This window comes from Sediminicola sp. 1XM1-17, from assembly GCF_037203765.1.
Classification (GTDB): Bacteria; Bacteroidota; Bacteroidia; order Flavobacteriales; family Flavobacteriaceae; genus Sediminicola.
Map to the genome: position 1 here is coordinate 509,735 of NZ_JBBCAS010000002.1, position 15,115 is coordinate 524,849.

General features: G+C 40.1%; 13 protein-coding genes. 9 read left to right on the plus strand and 4 right to left on the minus strand.

The genetic code is table 11. From position 1 onward, the window contains the following. Positions 1-6 precede the first annotated feature (6 nt). Together WAA86_RS05330 and WAA86_RS05335 are read left to right on the plus strand one after the other, a co-directional pair. On the plus strand, positions 7-465 hold the full coding sequence (locus WAA86_RS05330) for a low molecular weight protein-tyrosine-phosphatase (protein WP_337299944.1): 459 nt from the start codon (positions 7-9) through the stop codon (positions 463-465). Between the two features lie 8 nt (positions 466-473). Then, positions 474-1,199: an SAM-dependent methyltransferase gene (locus tag WAA86_RS05335; RefSeq protein ID WP_337299945.1), complete on the plus strand. Its 726-nt coding sequence runs from the start codon at positions 474-476 to the stop codon at positions 1,197-1,199. A gap of 50 nt (positions 1,200-1,249) precedes the next feature. On the opposite strand, the gene WAA86_RS05340 is transcribed toward WAA86_RS05335, so the two are convergent. From WAA86_RS05340 to dapF, 4 genes are all read right to left on the minus strand, one after another. Continuing rightward, entirely contained in the window at positions 1,250-1,852 is a 603-nt protein-coding gene (locus WAA86_RS05340) for a hypothetical protein (protein ID WP_337299946.1), read from the minus strand. Between the two features lie 185 nt (positions 1,853-2,037). Beyond that, positions 2,038-3,081, minus strand: coding sequence for an endolytic transglycosylase MltG (mltG, locus tag WAA86_RS05345; protein WP_337299947.1), 1,044 nt, complete (start codon positions 3,079-3,081; stop codon positions 2,038-2,040). Next, a complete protein-coding gene (locus WAA86_RS05350; RefSeq protein WP_337299948.1) occupies positions 3,081-3,605 on the minus strand; it encodes a GNAT family N-acetyltransferase in 525 nt (174 codons plus the stop codon). The genes mltG and WAA86_RS05350 overlap by 1 nt, the downstream gene beginning before the upstream one ends. Continuing rightward, the gene (dapF, locus tag WAA86_RS05355; RefSeq protein ID WP_337299949.1) at positions 3,599-4,375 is read right to left on the minus strand and encodes a diaminopimelate epimerase; all 777 of its coding nucleotides are present in this window, start codon (positions 4,373-4,375) and stop codon (positions 3,599-3,601) included. The genes WAA86_RS05350 and dapF overlap by 7 nt, the downstream gene beginning before the upstream one ends. Before the next feature lie 131 nt (positions 4,376-4,506). On the opposite strand from dapF, the gene WAA86_RS05360 reads away from it, so the two are divergent. From WAA86_RS05360 to WAA86_RS05390, 7 genes are all read left to right on the plus strand, one after another. Beyond that, positions 4,507-5,904: a S1C family serine protease gene (locus WAA86_RS05360; protein ID WP_337299950.1), complete on the plus strand. Its 1,398-nt coding sequence runs from the start codon at positions 4,507-4,509 to the stop codon at positions 5,902-5,904. 117 nt (positions 5,905-6,021) lie between these two features. Beyond that, positions 6,022-7,467 carry a glyceraldehyde-3-phosphate dehydrogenase gene (locus WAA86_RS05365; RefSeq protein WP_337299951.1) on the plus strand — a complete coding sequence of 482 codons (1,446 nt, stop codon included), beginning with the start codon at positions 6,022-6,024 and terminating at the stop codon, positions 7,465-7,467. A 194-nt stretch (positions 7,468-7,661) separates the two neighbouring features. Next, positions 7,662-8,291, plus strand: coding sequence for a tRNA (guanine-N1)-methyltransferase (locus WAA86_RS05370; protein WP_337299952.1), 630 nt, complete (start codon positions 7,662-7,664; stop codon positions 8,289-8,291). Between the two features lie 142 nt (positions 8,292-8,433). Then, a complete protein-coding gene (gene trmD, locus WAA86_RS05375; protein ID WP_337299953.1) occupies positions 8,434-9,108 on the plus strand; it encodes a tRNA (guanosine(37)-N1)-methyltransferase TrmD in 675 nt (224 codons plus the stop codon). A 139-nt stretch (positions 9,109-9,247) separates the two neighbouring features. Beyond that, positions 9,248-9,598, plus strand: a complete 351-nt coding sequence (gene rplS / locus WAA86_RS05380) for a 50S ribosomal protein L19 (RefSeq protein ID WP_337299954.1) — start codon at positions 9,248-9,250, stop codon at positions 9,596-9,598. Between the two features lie 803 nt (positions 9,599-10,401). Continuing rightward, positions 10,402-12,621, plus strand: coding sequence for an NADP-dependent isocitrate dehydrogenase (locus WAA86_RS05385; RefSeq protein ID WP_337299955.1), 2,220 nt, complete (start codon positions 10,402-10,404; stop codon positions 12,619-12,621). Positions 12,622-12,739: 118 nt separating this feature from the next. Further along, the gene (locus WAA86_RS05390) at positions 12,740-15,115 is read left to right on the plus strand and encodes a TonB-dependent receptor (protein WP_337299956.1); all 2,376 of its coding nucleotides are present in this window, start codon (positions 12,740-12,742) and stop codon (positions 15,113-15,115) included.

Genomic DNA, 15,115 nt, shown 5'->3' on the forward strand with positions numbered 1-15,115 from the left:
TACATCATGAAAACGAAAGTTCTAATGGTATGCCTCGGAAACATCTGTAGGTCACCGTTGGCCGAAGGCATCCTAAAAAGCAAAGTAGACATTAATCAGGTAGAGGTGGAATCTGCAGGAACTGCAGGTTTTCATATTGGAAAAAAACCGGATCACAGGTCCATTGCCGTAGCCAAGAAACACGGTTTGAATATCAACGACCAGCGCTGCAGGAAATTTTCACGTCAAGATTTCAGCGATTTCAACTATATCTATGCCATGGATCGCAATAATTATAGAAACATCATCTCCATGGCCAAAAATGAAGAAGATATCAAAAAGGTAAAATTGCTTTTGGACGAAATCAACATAGACCTCAAGGAAGTTCCTGATCCCTACTACGATGCTGAAGAAGGATTTGAACAGGTATACACCTTAATTGACAAAGCTTGTGATGCCATAGCATATCAATTGCAACATAATTAATACACTTTATGGATAACCCCGGGGACATTATTTTAGGAAAGCTTTATTTGATACCCACTACTTTGGGCGATAATGAACCCCTAGAGGTCCTGCCCATCTCCATAAAAAGGGCCATTGAACAAATAGATTACTATATTGTTGAAAACGAAAAAACGGCACGGCGCTTCATTAAGAAGATTTATTCCAAGAAATCACAGCCAGATCTTCATATTGAGTTGCTCAATAAGTTTACCGAACCAGAGGCTATCCCAACTTTTTTGGAGCCTTGTCTGGAGGGTCATCATGTAGGGATCATCTCCGAGGCAGGTTGCCCTGGCATTGCCGATCCCGGCGCTGATGTGGTACGAATTGCACATCAAAAAGGAATTCAGGTGGTCCCACTTGTTGGTCCGTCATCTATTCTTTTGGCCCTGATGGCAAGCGGCATGAACGGTCAAAGTTTCACCTTCAATGGTTATCTTCCCATAGATGGATCTGAAAGAAAGAGTGCCATAAAGCGCATGGAGAAAATCTCGAGGGAACAGAACCAATCCCAGATATTTATAGAGACACCCTATCGCAATGATAAATTAATGGCCGACCTGCTAAGAACCCTTTCCAGTGGGTGTATGGTCTGTGTGGCCTGTGACATCACTTTGCCCACCGAGTACATTGCAACCAAGAGTGTACTGGAATGGCAAAAAATAACCCTAGACCTTCACAAAAGACCTACCATATTTATCATTCACGCATAAAAAAACCTTAGTGTTTCCACTAAGGTCCTTTCTCATTTTCAAGATTAAATTTAAATTTTCGGGTTCCGCACTGGAGGGATATGTGAAATATCATATCCTGAGAACTTCCTCATGTAATAGGCGATACTTGTACCAAATTCGTCACTTACATTATGTTCTCCAAAAGAGCGCAAGAACTTCTTTACATTCCCAGCACCAGCCAAATGGGCTGCAGCCAAGATTCCAGACTCTGTCACCTTCACACCGCCAATACGCTTACCATTGAAACGCTTAATATCCCTTCGTAAAATCCACTTATTCCGGGCAATATTGGTATGAAATGCCTTTTCCTGTAACATAGGGTCATTGATAAAACGAGTGGCATTGTACACACCCATTAATTGCAAAGTACCAATTCCGAATTGATATTTGCCCAAGTACCCCAAGGCATTGATGGTGAAATAATCACCTTGTGATTCCTTAAAAGCCAAAGCTTCCTTGAATCCGATATACGAACTCCCCAAAAAGGGAGGTGCCACCATAACAGGGTTGAAAATAGTTTTGTTTTTGGGGAACAAAACTTCAGTAGGCTTATTTACTTTAAGGGTTGAGGGTACTTCCATTACTTTATAGGAAGCTGAATTAAACCCAAAACTCATTAAAATAAAAATCATGATTAGCGGACAAAAGACGTTTATCCATCTTCTCATAGTTTTGATTTCTTAAGACTTACTCTCTTGAAAAAGAGATGCTTAAATTTCTAAGGGCAAATATACGCCCTTATTTCTCTTAACAAACCAAAGATTGTCTTAAAAATGCTAATTTTTAGCTAAAATGCCTTAAAATCAGGATGATAGGTTTACCTGTTAATCTTTTGAGCATTGATCCAGCGCACATATTGTTCCTTATTTTGGTTGTGCTGAGTCAAGTTTTTCGCGAATTTATGGTACCCAAAATTCTCAACATTGGCTACAAAATAATAATACTCATGTTCTTCCGGACTCAACACGGCATCAATAGCCGATATATCTGGCATGGCTATCGGACCTGGAGGCAAGCCTGCATATTTATAGGTATTATAAGGAGAATCCAAGGTGAGATCCTTGTATAAAACCCTTTTGTAAACCGTATTGAAATCACCACTATTTAACTTTAGGGCGTAGATAACGGTTGGATCTGCCTGTAACTTCATTCCCACCTTTAGCCTATTCAGATAAACTCCAGCTACCCTTGGTCTTTCATCTACCTTGGCAGTTTCCTTATGAACAATAGAAGCCAGGGCGATCACCTCGTTGGGAGTCATTCCCATTTTTTTAGCCTTCTCCACTCTATCGGCATTCCAAAACCTCTGGTATTCCTTATGCATCCTATCCCTAAAACTTTCAGGCGATGTATTCCAGAAAAACTCATAGCTATTGGGGATGTACATGGCCAATTTGGTCTCATTGGTAAAACCATTGGCTTGTAAAAACTCCCTATCATTGAAGGTCTCCAATAATAGGAGACTGTCTGGCTCCAATTGAGCCGCTATTCTTCCGGCAAGGTCTCCCAGAGTTTCTTGATTATTGAAAGATACCCTAATAGGGATGTTTTTGCTACGCAGGGAGTTTACAATATCATTATTGCTCATTCCTTTTTCTATGAGGTACTTTCCTCCACGAACATTGGAAGCGTACCCTTTGCGTACCGCTACCTTTTCAAAGGTGGACATATTCTTTACTAATGGCGCCAACATTTCCTTTACGTCGTTAAAATCATCATCCGATCTTACAAAAACATGGGCCTCCTCATTGTTGAATTTTGTATTTGGCGCAAAAACAGCATTGTACACCATAAAAGCAAAGGCACCACCGGCAACTACGCCTATCAATAGGATAGCCAATAAAATTTTCTTTATATACATTACTTATTTATCTTTTGAAATAATATTTCTCCTTTATATTCCTTGTTATGGAAAACCCAATCTTTCTTCTCTCCTACTTCCACGAATCCCATTTTTTTGAACAAATGGATACTGGCTTCATTCCCACTGAGGACATTGGCATACAACTGGCGCAAATGTAGGCCATTAAACGCATAATTTTCCAACAATTCCATAGCCTCACGCCCAAGACCTTTATTTCTATCCTTTTCTTCCAAAATAACGATTCCTATACCTGCCCTATGGTTGTGCGGGTCAAAATCAAAAAGGTCAATCAGTCCAACTGCCCTATCCGAGGAATCACAGATACACAACCGCAATTGTTTTGCCTCATAGATATCTTTATGGGCATTGTCCAAGTATTGCTGCAAGATATATTTTGAATAGGGGGTCGTGGTTCCACTAATTTCCCAAATTTCCGTATTGTTCTCCAGCTCGTACAGAAATTGTAGATCCTCTGGTTCCAAAGCTCTTAGGTATCCAATTTTTCCTCTTAGGCTCAACATAAAATCTCCCCTTTAAATACCTGTTTTGCCGGACCTACCAAATGGATATTGCGGTATCCATCATTATGCTTTTCAAAGTGCACACTGAGATTACCCCCCAAAGTCTTGATGGAAACCTTATTTCCGGTAACCTTTCCCAAGTTATGCATTGCCAATGCCACGGCCGTTACACCCGTCCCACAGGACAGGGTTTCGTCCTCTACTCCCCTTTCATAGGTTCTTACATTGAAACTATCCTTACTTTCCAATTTAACAAAATTAATATTGCTGCCCTTCTCGCCATAGAGTCCATATCTAAGCTTTGCCCCTTCCCTGGGCACATCCACTTTTTGGATATCTTCTACCATCTGAACATGGTGTGGCGACCCAGTATCCAAGAATAGATAATCATCCTTTTCCTGTACTTCCACTACGTCCTGCATTTGAAGGCTTACTATTTCGCCATCCACGGATGCATGGTGCAAACCATCTACCGCCACAAAAGTCGCGGTATCGGCAATGACCCCTAAGTATTTTGCAAAAGCGACCAAACACCTTCCTCCATTGCCGCACATCGTGCTTGGGTTTCCGTCCGAATTATAATAGACCATCTTAAAATCGGTCTGCTCATCATTTTCCAATAGAATGAGTCCATCCGCACCGATGCCAAACTTGCGATCGCAAAGATCGGCCACCAATCGAGTATTTGATTTGGGAAATATTTCATCCCTATTATCGATCATGACAAAGTCATTTCCCGTTCCCTGATATTTGTAAAATATAAGCTTCATATCATATTTTGTGGTACAAATATAAAGCTTTATTAAGGGTTTTTTAGCAGTTAAAAAGACGTTAAACCCAAATAATTGCTGCTTAAATGAATTAATTTTACGGCAGTAGCATATATTAAATTTTATTCATCATGAAAAAAATAACCACTTTGTTATTGGTTTCCATTTTTGGAGGTGCCATCACCTTGGGAAGCTATAAATTATTCCTAGAAAAACCTAACTACGCTGTTGTGACCGAAAATGCCGACCATGGCTTTTTCAATACCAGCTATACCCCTACCTCTGCCAAGGGGGCTGGGATCAATGAGGTAGATTTTACCATTGCCGCACAGAATACGGTCAATTCGGTTGTGCACGTAAAAAATGTAACCGTGAGCAGCGGACCAACCACGATCATGGAATTTTTATATGGCTCTGGTGGCAGCCAAAGGCCGCAAGTTGGTACGGGGTCCGGGGTTATCATTTCCCCAGATGGTTACATTGTAACCAACAACCATGTTATTGCCAACGCCACCCAATTACAAGTTACCCTTAACAACAATAAGACATACACCGCCGAACTAGTGGGCACAGACCCCAATTCCGATATTGCACTCCTCAAAATAGATGCGAAGGACAAGCTTCCGTATTTGGCATTTGGCGATTCGGACAATGCTAAAATTGGCGAGTGGGTTTTGGCCGTTGGTAATCCTTTTAACCTGACTTCTACCGTGACAGCTGGGATTGTAAGTGCAAAGGCTCGTGATCTGGGTGGGATGACCAACCAGTCTTTTATACAGACCGATGCCGCAGTCAACCCCGGAAATAGTGGAGGAGCCTTGGTAAATACCAATGGTGACCTCATAGGTATCAATACAGCGATTACCTCCCAGACAGGTTCCTATGTAGGGTATTCCTTTGCGGTACCAAGCAATATTGCAAAAAAGGTCGTGGAGGACATTATGGAATATGGTAATGTCCAAAAGGGAATCCTTGGAATAAATACGGTAAGATCCTCTACCCCATACGCCATTGAAAACGGGATCAATGAGGTAGATGGTGTTTATATCACCAGTGTTGAGGAGGATTCAGGAGCCTATGATGCCAAGTTGCAGGAAGGTGATGTTCTTAAAAAGGTTGACGATATTGTAGTCCATAAGTTTCCAGATCTGGTGGGATATATTTCAACAAAAAGACCCGGAGATGAGATCAAGGTAACCATTGACCGGGAAGGTGAAACCTTGGTAGTGCCTGTTGTTCTTAAGGAAAGACAGACCTTGGTAGTTCCGGTCATGGGATTGGAAGTGAAAAATCTCAATCCTGAGGACCAAAAGAAATTCAAAACCAAAAAAGGGGTCAAAATTGTGGGGGTTCCAGAAAGTTTTAGGGGCTATGGATTAGAGGGCAAGGTCTTGCTTGCCGTAGACAATAAGGAGATCGGTAATATTACGGATGCCAAAAATCTATTTGGCGGCATTTCCAAATATGGTAAAACGAGTATCACCATGATCAACGAAAAAGGGGAACGCGAACGCCTTATTTTCCAATAAGAGAATTGAACTTAAAAAAGCGCTCTCAACAGAGCGCTTTTTTTATTGAACAAATGTTTTACGAAATCGATTGAAATATATATTTTTGCCGAAATTTAACAGTTTCAAACCCATTTAATGAGTCCCAACAAATACGAGAAAGAATTAGCTTTCCAAGCCGACAGAAGAAAAGCTACTACCGAATTTATCAAAATCACAAGCGATCTATGGTATGACAGTTCCATTGAGGTAGTACTTTTTAAAAATCAGATCATAGACAAGAATGTTAGCGACATCATCAACCTGCACGAATACGCCGGTCAGTTTGTTCAAAAACCCATTTCCATTTTCGACTCTGTTGAAATCCTAAGGGCTATTTATGATTTGAACTTGCCTCCAGCCAAATTGGATATCGGTAAACTTACCTATGAGTATCATTCAGATGAGAACAACTACAATAATGTAAAAGCATTTGTTGTCGACAAGTTAAAGGATGCCAGTAGTTCAAAAGAAATAAAGCCAAAGGACGTAGTTTTATATGGTTTTGGAAGAATTGGAAGACTTGTTGCCAGGGAACTTATGGCAAAAACAGGAAAGGGGAGTCAGCTTAGACTTCGCGCCATAGTTACCCGCGGAACAATAAACGCTGAAATTCTTGAGAAAAGGGCCAATCTATTGAGAACGGATTCTGTCCACGGCCAATTTATGGGTACTGTGGAAGTGGATGCCCCCAATGAAGCCCTGTTGATCAATGGGACCACGGTCCATATGATCAGTGCCGATAAACCAGAGGATATCGACTATACAAAATACGGTATTTACGGTGCCTTGGTCATTGACAACACAGGTGCCTTTAGGGATAAGGAAGCACTGAGCAGACATTTGTCGTCCAACGGAGCCTCCAGGGTACTCTTAACGGCTCCCGGCAAGGAAGTCCCCAATATTGTACACGGAGTAAACCATAATGAATACGACCCCGATAGCACAAAGATTTATTCGGCAGCCTCATGTACCACCAATGCCATTACCCCTATTTTAAAGGTAATAGAGGACACTTTGGGTATTAAAAAAGGACATTTGGAAACCATCCATGCCTATACCAACGACCAAAATTTGGTAGATAATATGCACAGCAAGTACAGAAGAGGTAGAGCTGCTGCTTTGAACATGGTAATTACCGAGACGGGTGCTGGTAGCGCGGTTGCAAAAGCCCTGCCCAGTTTAAAAGGGAAATTGACCTCCAATGCCATCAGGGTACCCGTACCCAATGGGTCTTTGGCTATATTAAATATAGAAGTGAACAAAAAAACCACCAAGGAAGGTCTAAACGAAATCGTTAAAAAATATTCCTTGGAAGGTGCGTTGGTGGAACAAATAAAATACTCCATGAGCAACGAATTGGTTTCCTCCGATATTGTTGGCACCAATGCCCCGTCTATCTACGACAGTCCGGCCACGATTGTCTCCGCAGATGGTAAAAATGTAGTACTATATATATGGTATGACAATGAATATGGATATTCCCATCAGGTTATCCGTTTGGCCAAATATATTTCGAAAGTAAGAAGATATACCTATTATTAATAGGTAAGGAAGATCCTTAAAATAATGTTCTGGTTAATTTCCAATCGGGCTACAATCATCATAATTCGATTTTTGTAGTCCGATTTTATATTTTGTCCGTATATAAAAAGGAATGTTCAATATGTTTTAATATTTAACATTATTAATTTACTTTAGTCTACACTTTCTAATTAATAACAAGAAGCATTTTATAAATGAAAATTCACAAAGTCCTATTTATTGCATTTGCCCTATTGGCGTTTAATCTACAGTTTGCACAGGAACAAGAACAGGTCGAAGAAGAACAAAGTCTCTCTTTGGACGGGGGACCGATAAGTAGCCAGTTCGAGTATATCACTTCCAATTCTGGAAATTATAATGCTAACGGCATTAGCTATGAGGTGGTAAAACTGATCAATATAGAAAAGCTTAGACAAAACGTTTTGGACAGTCTAAAGGTTTACAACAAAAAGACAGCTGAACTTAACGCGACCATTGCAGAAAGTGAAGCTACCATTAATACCTTGAACAAAAAGTTGGAAGAAACCTCCAATAACCTGATGACGGTCAATGAGGAGAAGGACAGTATTTCATTTTTGGGTATCATGATCGCAAAAGGGACCTATAATTTTATGCTATGGACCATCATTACTGGCCTGCTATTGCTTCTATTGTTCTTCATCTATAAATTTAGACAGAGCAATATCTTAACACAGGAAGCAAAAACTGGACTTTCAGATCTGGAGATGGAGTACGAGGACCATAGAAGAAGAGCCTTGGAGCGTGAACAGAAAATCAGTAGACAGCTACAGGACGAACTGAACAAGCACAAGAAAACAAAATAACAAAAAGCTCCGATCGGAGCTTTTTTTAGTGAGAGGCCAAAGTAAATGTCCAACCTGTACGCCCTTTCTCAATTACATACCTTTTATGGCAAAGAAGGACCATAAAATGTATCTTTGCACCATCTTATAAAGAAATACCCTAATGCGCATAGATATCATTACTGTTTTACCTGAGCTCATGTCCAGTCCTTTCGAAGCCTCTATCATGAAACGGGCCATAGAAAAGAATTTGGTAGAAGTCCATTTTCACAATCTTAGGGACTACACGGACTTAAGTTACAACCAGGTAGACGACTACCAATTTGGTGGTGGTGCCGGCATGGTTCTGATGATAGAGCCAATAGACAAATGTATTTCCAAGCTAAAATCGGAAAGGACCTATGACGAGGTGATCTATATGACCCCGGATGGGGAGACCTTGAATCAAAAGATTGCCAATGGCATCTCATTGAAAGAGAACATCATCATTCTCTGTGGGCATTACAAGGGAGTGGACCAACGGGTCAGGGACACTTTGATTACCAGGGAAATTTCCATAGGGGACTATGTTCTTTCAGGAGGTGAATTGGGCGCCGCTGTTCTTTGTGATACCATAATTCGACTTATTCCAGGCGTTTTGAACAATGAGACTTCGGCACTGACGGATAGTTTCCAAGATAACCTTCTTGCACCACCTGTTTACACCCGACCTTCCGATTATAAGGGATTAAAGGTTCCTGAAATACTACTCAGTGGCAATTTTCCCAAAATTGAAAAATGGAGGGAGGATGAAGCGCTAAAAAGGACAGAAAGGCTCAGACCAGATCTTTTAGAGTAAATAAATACAATAGAATTAAAAAAGAACGGAAATATGTTGTAAATTATAATTAATAAAGTAATTTTGCAACCTGTTAAAATTAACCTCTGGCGATATCCGTGAATGTTGATTTTAAGAAACTTAAAAAAATAAAATCAAGATGGAATCATTAATTAAATTTGTTCAAGACGAATTTGTTCCTAAGAAGGACTTTCCAAAATTCTCTGCAGGTGATACAATTACTGTATACTATGAGATCAAGGAAGGTGAAAAGACCCGTACCCAGTTCTTTAGAGGAGTTGTAATACAAAGAAAAGGATCTGGAACTACAGAAACATTTACAATCCGTAAGATGTCTGGTACTGTAGGTGTAGAGCGTATATTCCCAGTGAACATGCCTGCATTGCAAAAGGTAGAGGTCAATAAGAAAGGTAAAGTACGTAGAGCCCGTATTTACTACTTCAGAGGCCTTACAGGTAAAAAAGCAAGAATTAAAGAGGTTAGATCATAATTTCTTTAAACTTAAATATATTAAAAAATCCACCTTGCAGGTGGATTTTTTGTTTTCAACAATTGTTGATAATCTATGTTCATAGACTGTTGATTATTAATTTATTACACAAATGTTTTACAAATAAAATTTTTTTCGTATCTTGAATTATGATTCAAAGGAAAATTCTGTTAGAGGCTTCCTAATCATTATAAAGTTTGCGTTCTTTATATTGTTGTTTGGCTTTAAAAAATGAAAATGCAGCAATGTGTTTACAAATTTTAAAGTTTCTTATTACCATTTGCACATGTATTTGGTTCTGAAGTTAACGCTGATGAAATACAGGTTCAATGTAGATTTGACCAAAATGACATTAGATCGTTAAAACAATGAGAAGAAACAAAAAGTAGTTGCTTGGTTTATTAATTAAGGACGAAAATTGTTTCAAACGTTGAAATAGTGGATCAAAGGCAATCAATGGTTGCCGTTTTGCATCAAGTGCAGAACACACAGTTTGAAAGCTATTTCTAAAAAGCCATGTCAATGTATTCGTACAATGATATGGCTTTTGTCATTTACAGTGCTCATTAGCCTCCATTTCCATTTTCATCCAAGGCACCTTCTTTCCTTGTGAGGAATCTTTTTGTTAAGCTTCTCACTACTTTCTTCGTAAATTTATCTCCATGGAGATTATAAAATCTAGGACTGTTACTTCCCTATAACATTATTGTCAATTATTTAGCATAAAGATTAAATATTTGCACGGTTTTAAGCTGTGCGAAAATTGTATATTTGCACCTCTTAGAAAAACTTAAATAAAAGAGATGCCAAAAATAATATACACTAAGACTGATGAAGCCCCTGCGTTGGCTACCGAATCATTTCTACCAATTGTTAAAGCATTTACCAAAACCTCTGGAATAACCATTGAAACCAAGGACATTTCATTGTCCGGAAGAATCATTGCCACCTTCCCAGACTTTTTAAAGCCAGAGCAGAGAATTACTGATGACTTGGCCGAGTTGGGTGACCTGGCCAAGACTCCAGAGGCCAATATCATAAAATTACCAAATATCTCAGCCTCCATTCCTCAACTTAAGGAGGCAATCGAAGAACTTCAATCTCAAGGAATTGCAGTTCCCAGTTATCCTGATGAACCGAAGAATGATCAAGAGAAGGATATCAAATCCAGATACGACAAAATCAAGGGAAGTGCTGTAAACCCAGTATTACGTGAAGGAAACTCAGACAGAAGAGCACCTAAAGCCATAAAAAATTACGCCAAGAAGAACCCACATTCGATGGGAGCTTGGCGTCAAGATTCAAAATCACATGTGGCCACCATGGACCACGGTGATTTTAAATCCAACGAGAAATCCATGACCTTTGACAATGCAACATCCGTAAAGGTTGAATTGGTAAAAGCAGATGGGTCAACCACCGTCCTAAAGGATAAAATTGCCATACTTGCCGGTGAAATTATTGATGCCACGGTAATGAACAAAAAGGCATTATTGGCTTTCTTGAATGAACAGGTAGCAGATGCCAAGAAACAAGGAGTATTGTTTTCCCTACATATGAAGGCAACAATGATGAAGGTTTCTGACCCTATTATTTTTGGACACGCCGTTGAAGTGTATTTTGAGGACGTTTTTGCCAATCACGCCGAGACTTTCAAAAATATTGGAGTCAATGCCAATGACGGTCTGGAAAACCTTTTGAATAAATTATCAGAACTTCCCGAAGCTAAAAGAAAGGAAATTGAAGCCGATATTGAAGCAGCCATAACCAATGGTCCGGATTTGGCCATGGTCAATTCCGATAAAGGGGTTACCAACCTTCATGTTCCCAGTGACATTATCGTGGATGCTTCCATGCCCGCCATGATCAGAAATTCTGGCCAAATGTGGAATGCCCAAGGAAAATCCCAAGACACCAAAGCCATCATTCCGGATAGCAGTTATGCCGGGGTTTTTGAAGCCACTATTGAATTCTGTAAAAAACATGGGGCATTTGATCCACGAACCATGGGAACAGTTCCCAATGTTGGACTTATGGCCCAAAAGGCAGAAGAATATGGATCGCATGACAAAACTTTTGAAATTGAAGCCAGTGGTACCGTAAACGTGGTGGATATCAATACTGGAGATGTACTGGTTCAACACCAGGTTGAACAAGGTGATATCTGGAGAATGTGCCAGGTAAAAGATGCCCCTATCCAAGATTGGATAAAACTTGCTGTTTCCAGGGCGAGGGCCACGGGAACACCAGCAGTATTTTGGCTAGACAAAAATAGGGCCCATGACATGGAGCTTATCAAAAAGGTAAATGCATACCTACCAAATTTTGATACCACCGGATTGGACATACGCATATTGTCTCCAATTGAGGCCACAATGTTCACCTTAAAGAGATTAAAAGCCGGAGAAGATACCATATCCATTACCGGTAACGTATTAAGGGATTACCTGACGGATCTTTTCCCCATATTAGAAGTAGGAACCAGTGCCAAAATGCTTTCTATAGTTCCGTTGATGAACGGTGGAGGTTTATTTGAAACAGGTGCCGGAGGCTCTGCCCCTAAACACGTAGAACAGTTTTTGGAAGAAGGACATCTACGATGGGATTCATTGGGTGAATTTTTGGCCCTTGGTGTTTCCTTGGAACATTACTCTGAAAGGAACAACAATGCAAAGGCCCAAGTTTTGGCGGATGCGTTGGATGTAGCTACAGAAAAGTTCTTGGACAATGATAGGTCCCCATCAAGAAAGGTAGGTGAATTGGACAATAGGGGAAGTCATTTTTACTTGGCTCTGTATTGGGCGCAAGCCTTATCCAACCAGGATAAAGATCAAGAGCTGAAAAACATTTTCACCAAGGTAGCCAAGGAAATGGAAACAAATGAATCCAAAATAGTTTCCGAATTGAACGCTGCCCAAGGTTCCCCAAACAATATTGGAGGTTACTACAAACCTAATGAGGCACTTATAGCAAAAGCAATGAGACCAAGTGTTACTTTAAATGCTATTTTAAATCAGATCTAACGATTTGTTTATCATAAGTCAAAGGCCCAACATGTTCTGTTGGGCCTTTTTATTTTAAATATCTGTTAACATTTTTAAAGCCCTAATATTTCTCTTTACTTTTAACAAAAAAGTTGCAATGCAGTATAAGTACTGGCTATTTTTCTTCAGTCTCTTTTTGGTCTCCATAAATTCTTTTTCACAGCAGAAATTTACTCTTAGTGGTACGGTTACGGAATTGAGCAGTAATGAAACCTTGATTGGGGTTACCGTGGCAATTCCTGATTTGAGAACGGGGGTAGTGAGCAATGAATATGGATTTTTCTCCATCACCCTTCCAGAGGGGACCTATGAAATACAGCTTAGTGCCATTGGATATAAGGAAATTGTTCAAAAAATAATTTTGACCGAAAATTTAAAAATCAATTTCCAATTGGAAGAAGAGGCAGAAGAATTGGAAGAGGTCATCCTAGTTGAGGATATTGAAAAACTGAACATCAGGAAACCCCAAATGAGCGTCAATACCTTAAGTGCCGGGACCATTAAAAAAATTCCAGTGGTCTTGGGGGAAGCGGATGTCATAAAATCCATTCTGCTACTCCCCGGGGTTACCAGTGCCGGAGAGGGAGCATCCGGCTATAATGTTAGAGGGGGTGCTGCAGATCAAAACCTTATTCTATTGGATGAGGCCATCGTATTTAATTCCTCACATCTATTTGGATTTTTCTCCGTATTTAACCCAGATGCCATAAAGGATATAAAGTTGTTCAAGGGAGGGATACCAGCAAAATATGGCGGTAGGCTATCCTCGGTATTGGATATATACCAAAAAGACGGCAATAGCAAAACACTTAGGGTTAGTGGAGGCATTGGTGCCGTTTCCAGTAGATTATTGGTAGAAGGGCCATTGGAAAAGGAGAAAAGTTCCTTTTTGATCGGGGGCCGTGCGTCCTATGCCCATTTGTTCCTGCCCCTATTCGATAATGACAATAAGGCCTATTTCTATGACCTGAATACCAAGCTCAACTATAAACTGGACGAAAAAAACAACGTTTACCTCTCCGGTTATTTTGGAAGGGACGTTTTTAGTATCTCAGAACGTTTTGTAAATGTGTACGGCAATTCAGTCATCAACTTACGCTGGAATCATTTATTTTCGGACCGTCTCTTTTCGAACCTATCTCTGATCTATTCGGATTATTTCTATGGATTGGAATTGGATTTTGTTGGTTTCAGGTGGAATTCTGGCATTCGCAACTTCAACCTTAAATATGATTTCAAACAGTATGTGTCCAATACCTTCCAATTGAATTATGGCCTGAACAATATCTATTACAACTTTAATCCCGGAAAAATTGAGCCTAACCGGGAAGACTCGGGCATAATTGCAGAGCAATTGACCCAAAAATATGCCAACGAATTTGCCGCCTATATTGATGCGGAACATCAAGTATCGGATCAACTGACCTTCCAATATGGTGTGCGATGGAGCAATTTTATGAGGTTGAGACAGGATGAACTGAATAGATATCAGGATAACTCCCCAGTGGTATTCAATGAAGATTTCCAAATCTATGAAAAGGCAGAACCAATAGGAGTTGATCGCTTTAGCCGAACCGACCGCTTGTCAACATATAACACCTTGGAACCAAGATTGTCTGTTGCTTTAGCCTTAAATGATCTTAGTTCCATTAAGGCCAGTTACAATCATATGGCCCAATATTTAAGTCTGTTGTCCAACACGAGCTCCCCTACCCCTTTGGATGTTTGGACCCCAAGTGGACCTTACGTAAAACCGCAGATATTGGATCAGTTCGCCCTTGGATACTTCAGAAATTTTAAGGACAATGAATACTCTTTGGCCACGGAAGTTTTTTATAAGGACATAGACAATAGGATTGATTATATTGATGGAGCCGATTTAATTGCGAACAACGCTATAGAGCAGGTCATCCTAAATGGACAGGCACGGGCCTACGGATTGGAATTTTCCCTAAACAAAAATGAAGGGCCTTTGACCGGGTGGATCTCTTATACCTTATCCAAATCGGAACAAAGGACTCCCGGAAGAAATGAAGCGGAACCAGGCATCAATATGGGAAATTGGTATAACACGGCCTACGATAAAACACATGATATAGCTATTAATGCTTCTTATGAATTGAATTCTAAATGGAGCTTTAACAGCAACTTTATTTTTCAGACCGGGCAGCCTACCAACTACCCCATCGGCCAATATGAATTTAAAGGTCTGGTCATCCCGGTCTACGGTGGTCGCAATGAGCAGCGATTACCTTCTTACCACAGATGGGATATTGCTGCAACGCTGACCCCCAGAAAGAATAAACACAGAAAATTGCAGGGAGAATGGGTGTTCAGTATCTACAATTTATACAACAGAAGAAACGCAGCATCTATAAATTTTGAACAGAACCAAGAAACTGGAAGCAACGAGGCTGTCCGAACCGCAATATTCGGATTGGTTCCTTCTGTAACCTATAATTTTAAATTTTAA

Bases quoted from the DNA above. Each gene is read 5' to 3' on its own strand.
- mltG (WP_337299947.1), bottom strand. From the start codon at position 3,081: ATGTATATAAAGAAAATTTTATTGGCTATCCTATTGATAGGCGTAGTT.
- WAA86_RS05390 (WP_337299956.1), top strand. From the start codon at position 12,740: ATGCAGTATAAGTACTGGCTATTTTTCTTCAGTCTCTTTTTGGTCTCC.
- trmD (WP_337299953.1), top strand. From the start codon at position 8,434: ATGCGCATAGATATCATTACTGTTTTACCTGAGCTCATGTCCAGTCCT.
- WAA86_RS05335 (WP_337299945.1), top strand. From the start codon at position 474: ATGGATAACCCCGGGGACATTATTTTAGGAAAGCTTTATTTGATACCC.
- WAA86_RS05370 (WP_337299952.1), top strand. From the start codon at position 7,662: ATGAAAATTCACAAAGTCCTATTTATTGCATTTGCCCTATTGGCGTTT.
- WAA86_RS05385 (WP_337299955.1), top strand. From the start codon at position 10,402: ATGCCAAAAATAATATACACTAAGACTGATGAAGCCCCTGCGTTGGCT.
- WAA86_RS05350 (WP_337299948.1), bottom strand. From the start codon at position 3,605: ATGTTGAGCCTAAGAGGAAAAATTGGATACCTAAGAGCTTTGGAACCA.
- WAA86_RS05365 (WP_337299951.1), top strand. From the start codon at position 6,022: ATGAGTCCCAACAAATACGAGAAAGAATTAGCTTTCCAAGCCGACAGA.
- WAA86_RS05330 (WP_337299944.1), top strand. From the start codon at position 7: ATGAAAACGAAAGTTCTAATGGTATGCCTCGGAAACATCTGTAGGTCA.
- WAA86_RS05360 (WP_337299950.1), top strand. From the start codon at position 4,507: ATGAAAAAAATAACCACTTTGTTATTGGTTTCCATTTTTGGAGGTGCC.
- WAA86_RS05340 (WP_337299946.1), bottom strand. From the start codon at position 1,852: ATGATTTTTATTTTAATGAGTTTTGGGTTTAATTCAGCTTCCTATAAA.
- rplS (WP_337299954.1), top strand. From the start codon at position 9,248: ATGGAATCATTAATTAAATTTGTTCAAGACGAATTTGTTCCTAAGAAG.
- dapF (WP_337299949.1), bottom strand. From the start codon at position 4,375: ATGAAGCTTATATTTTACAAATATCAGGGAACGGGAAATGACTTTGTC.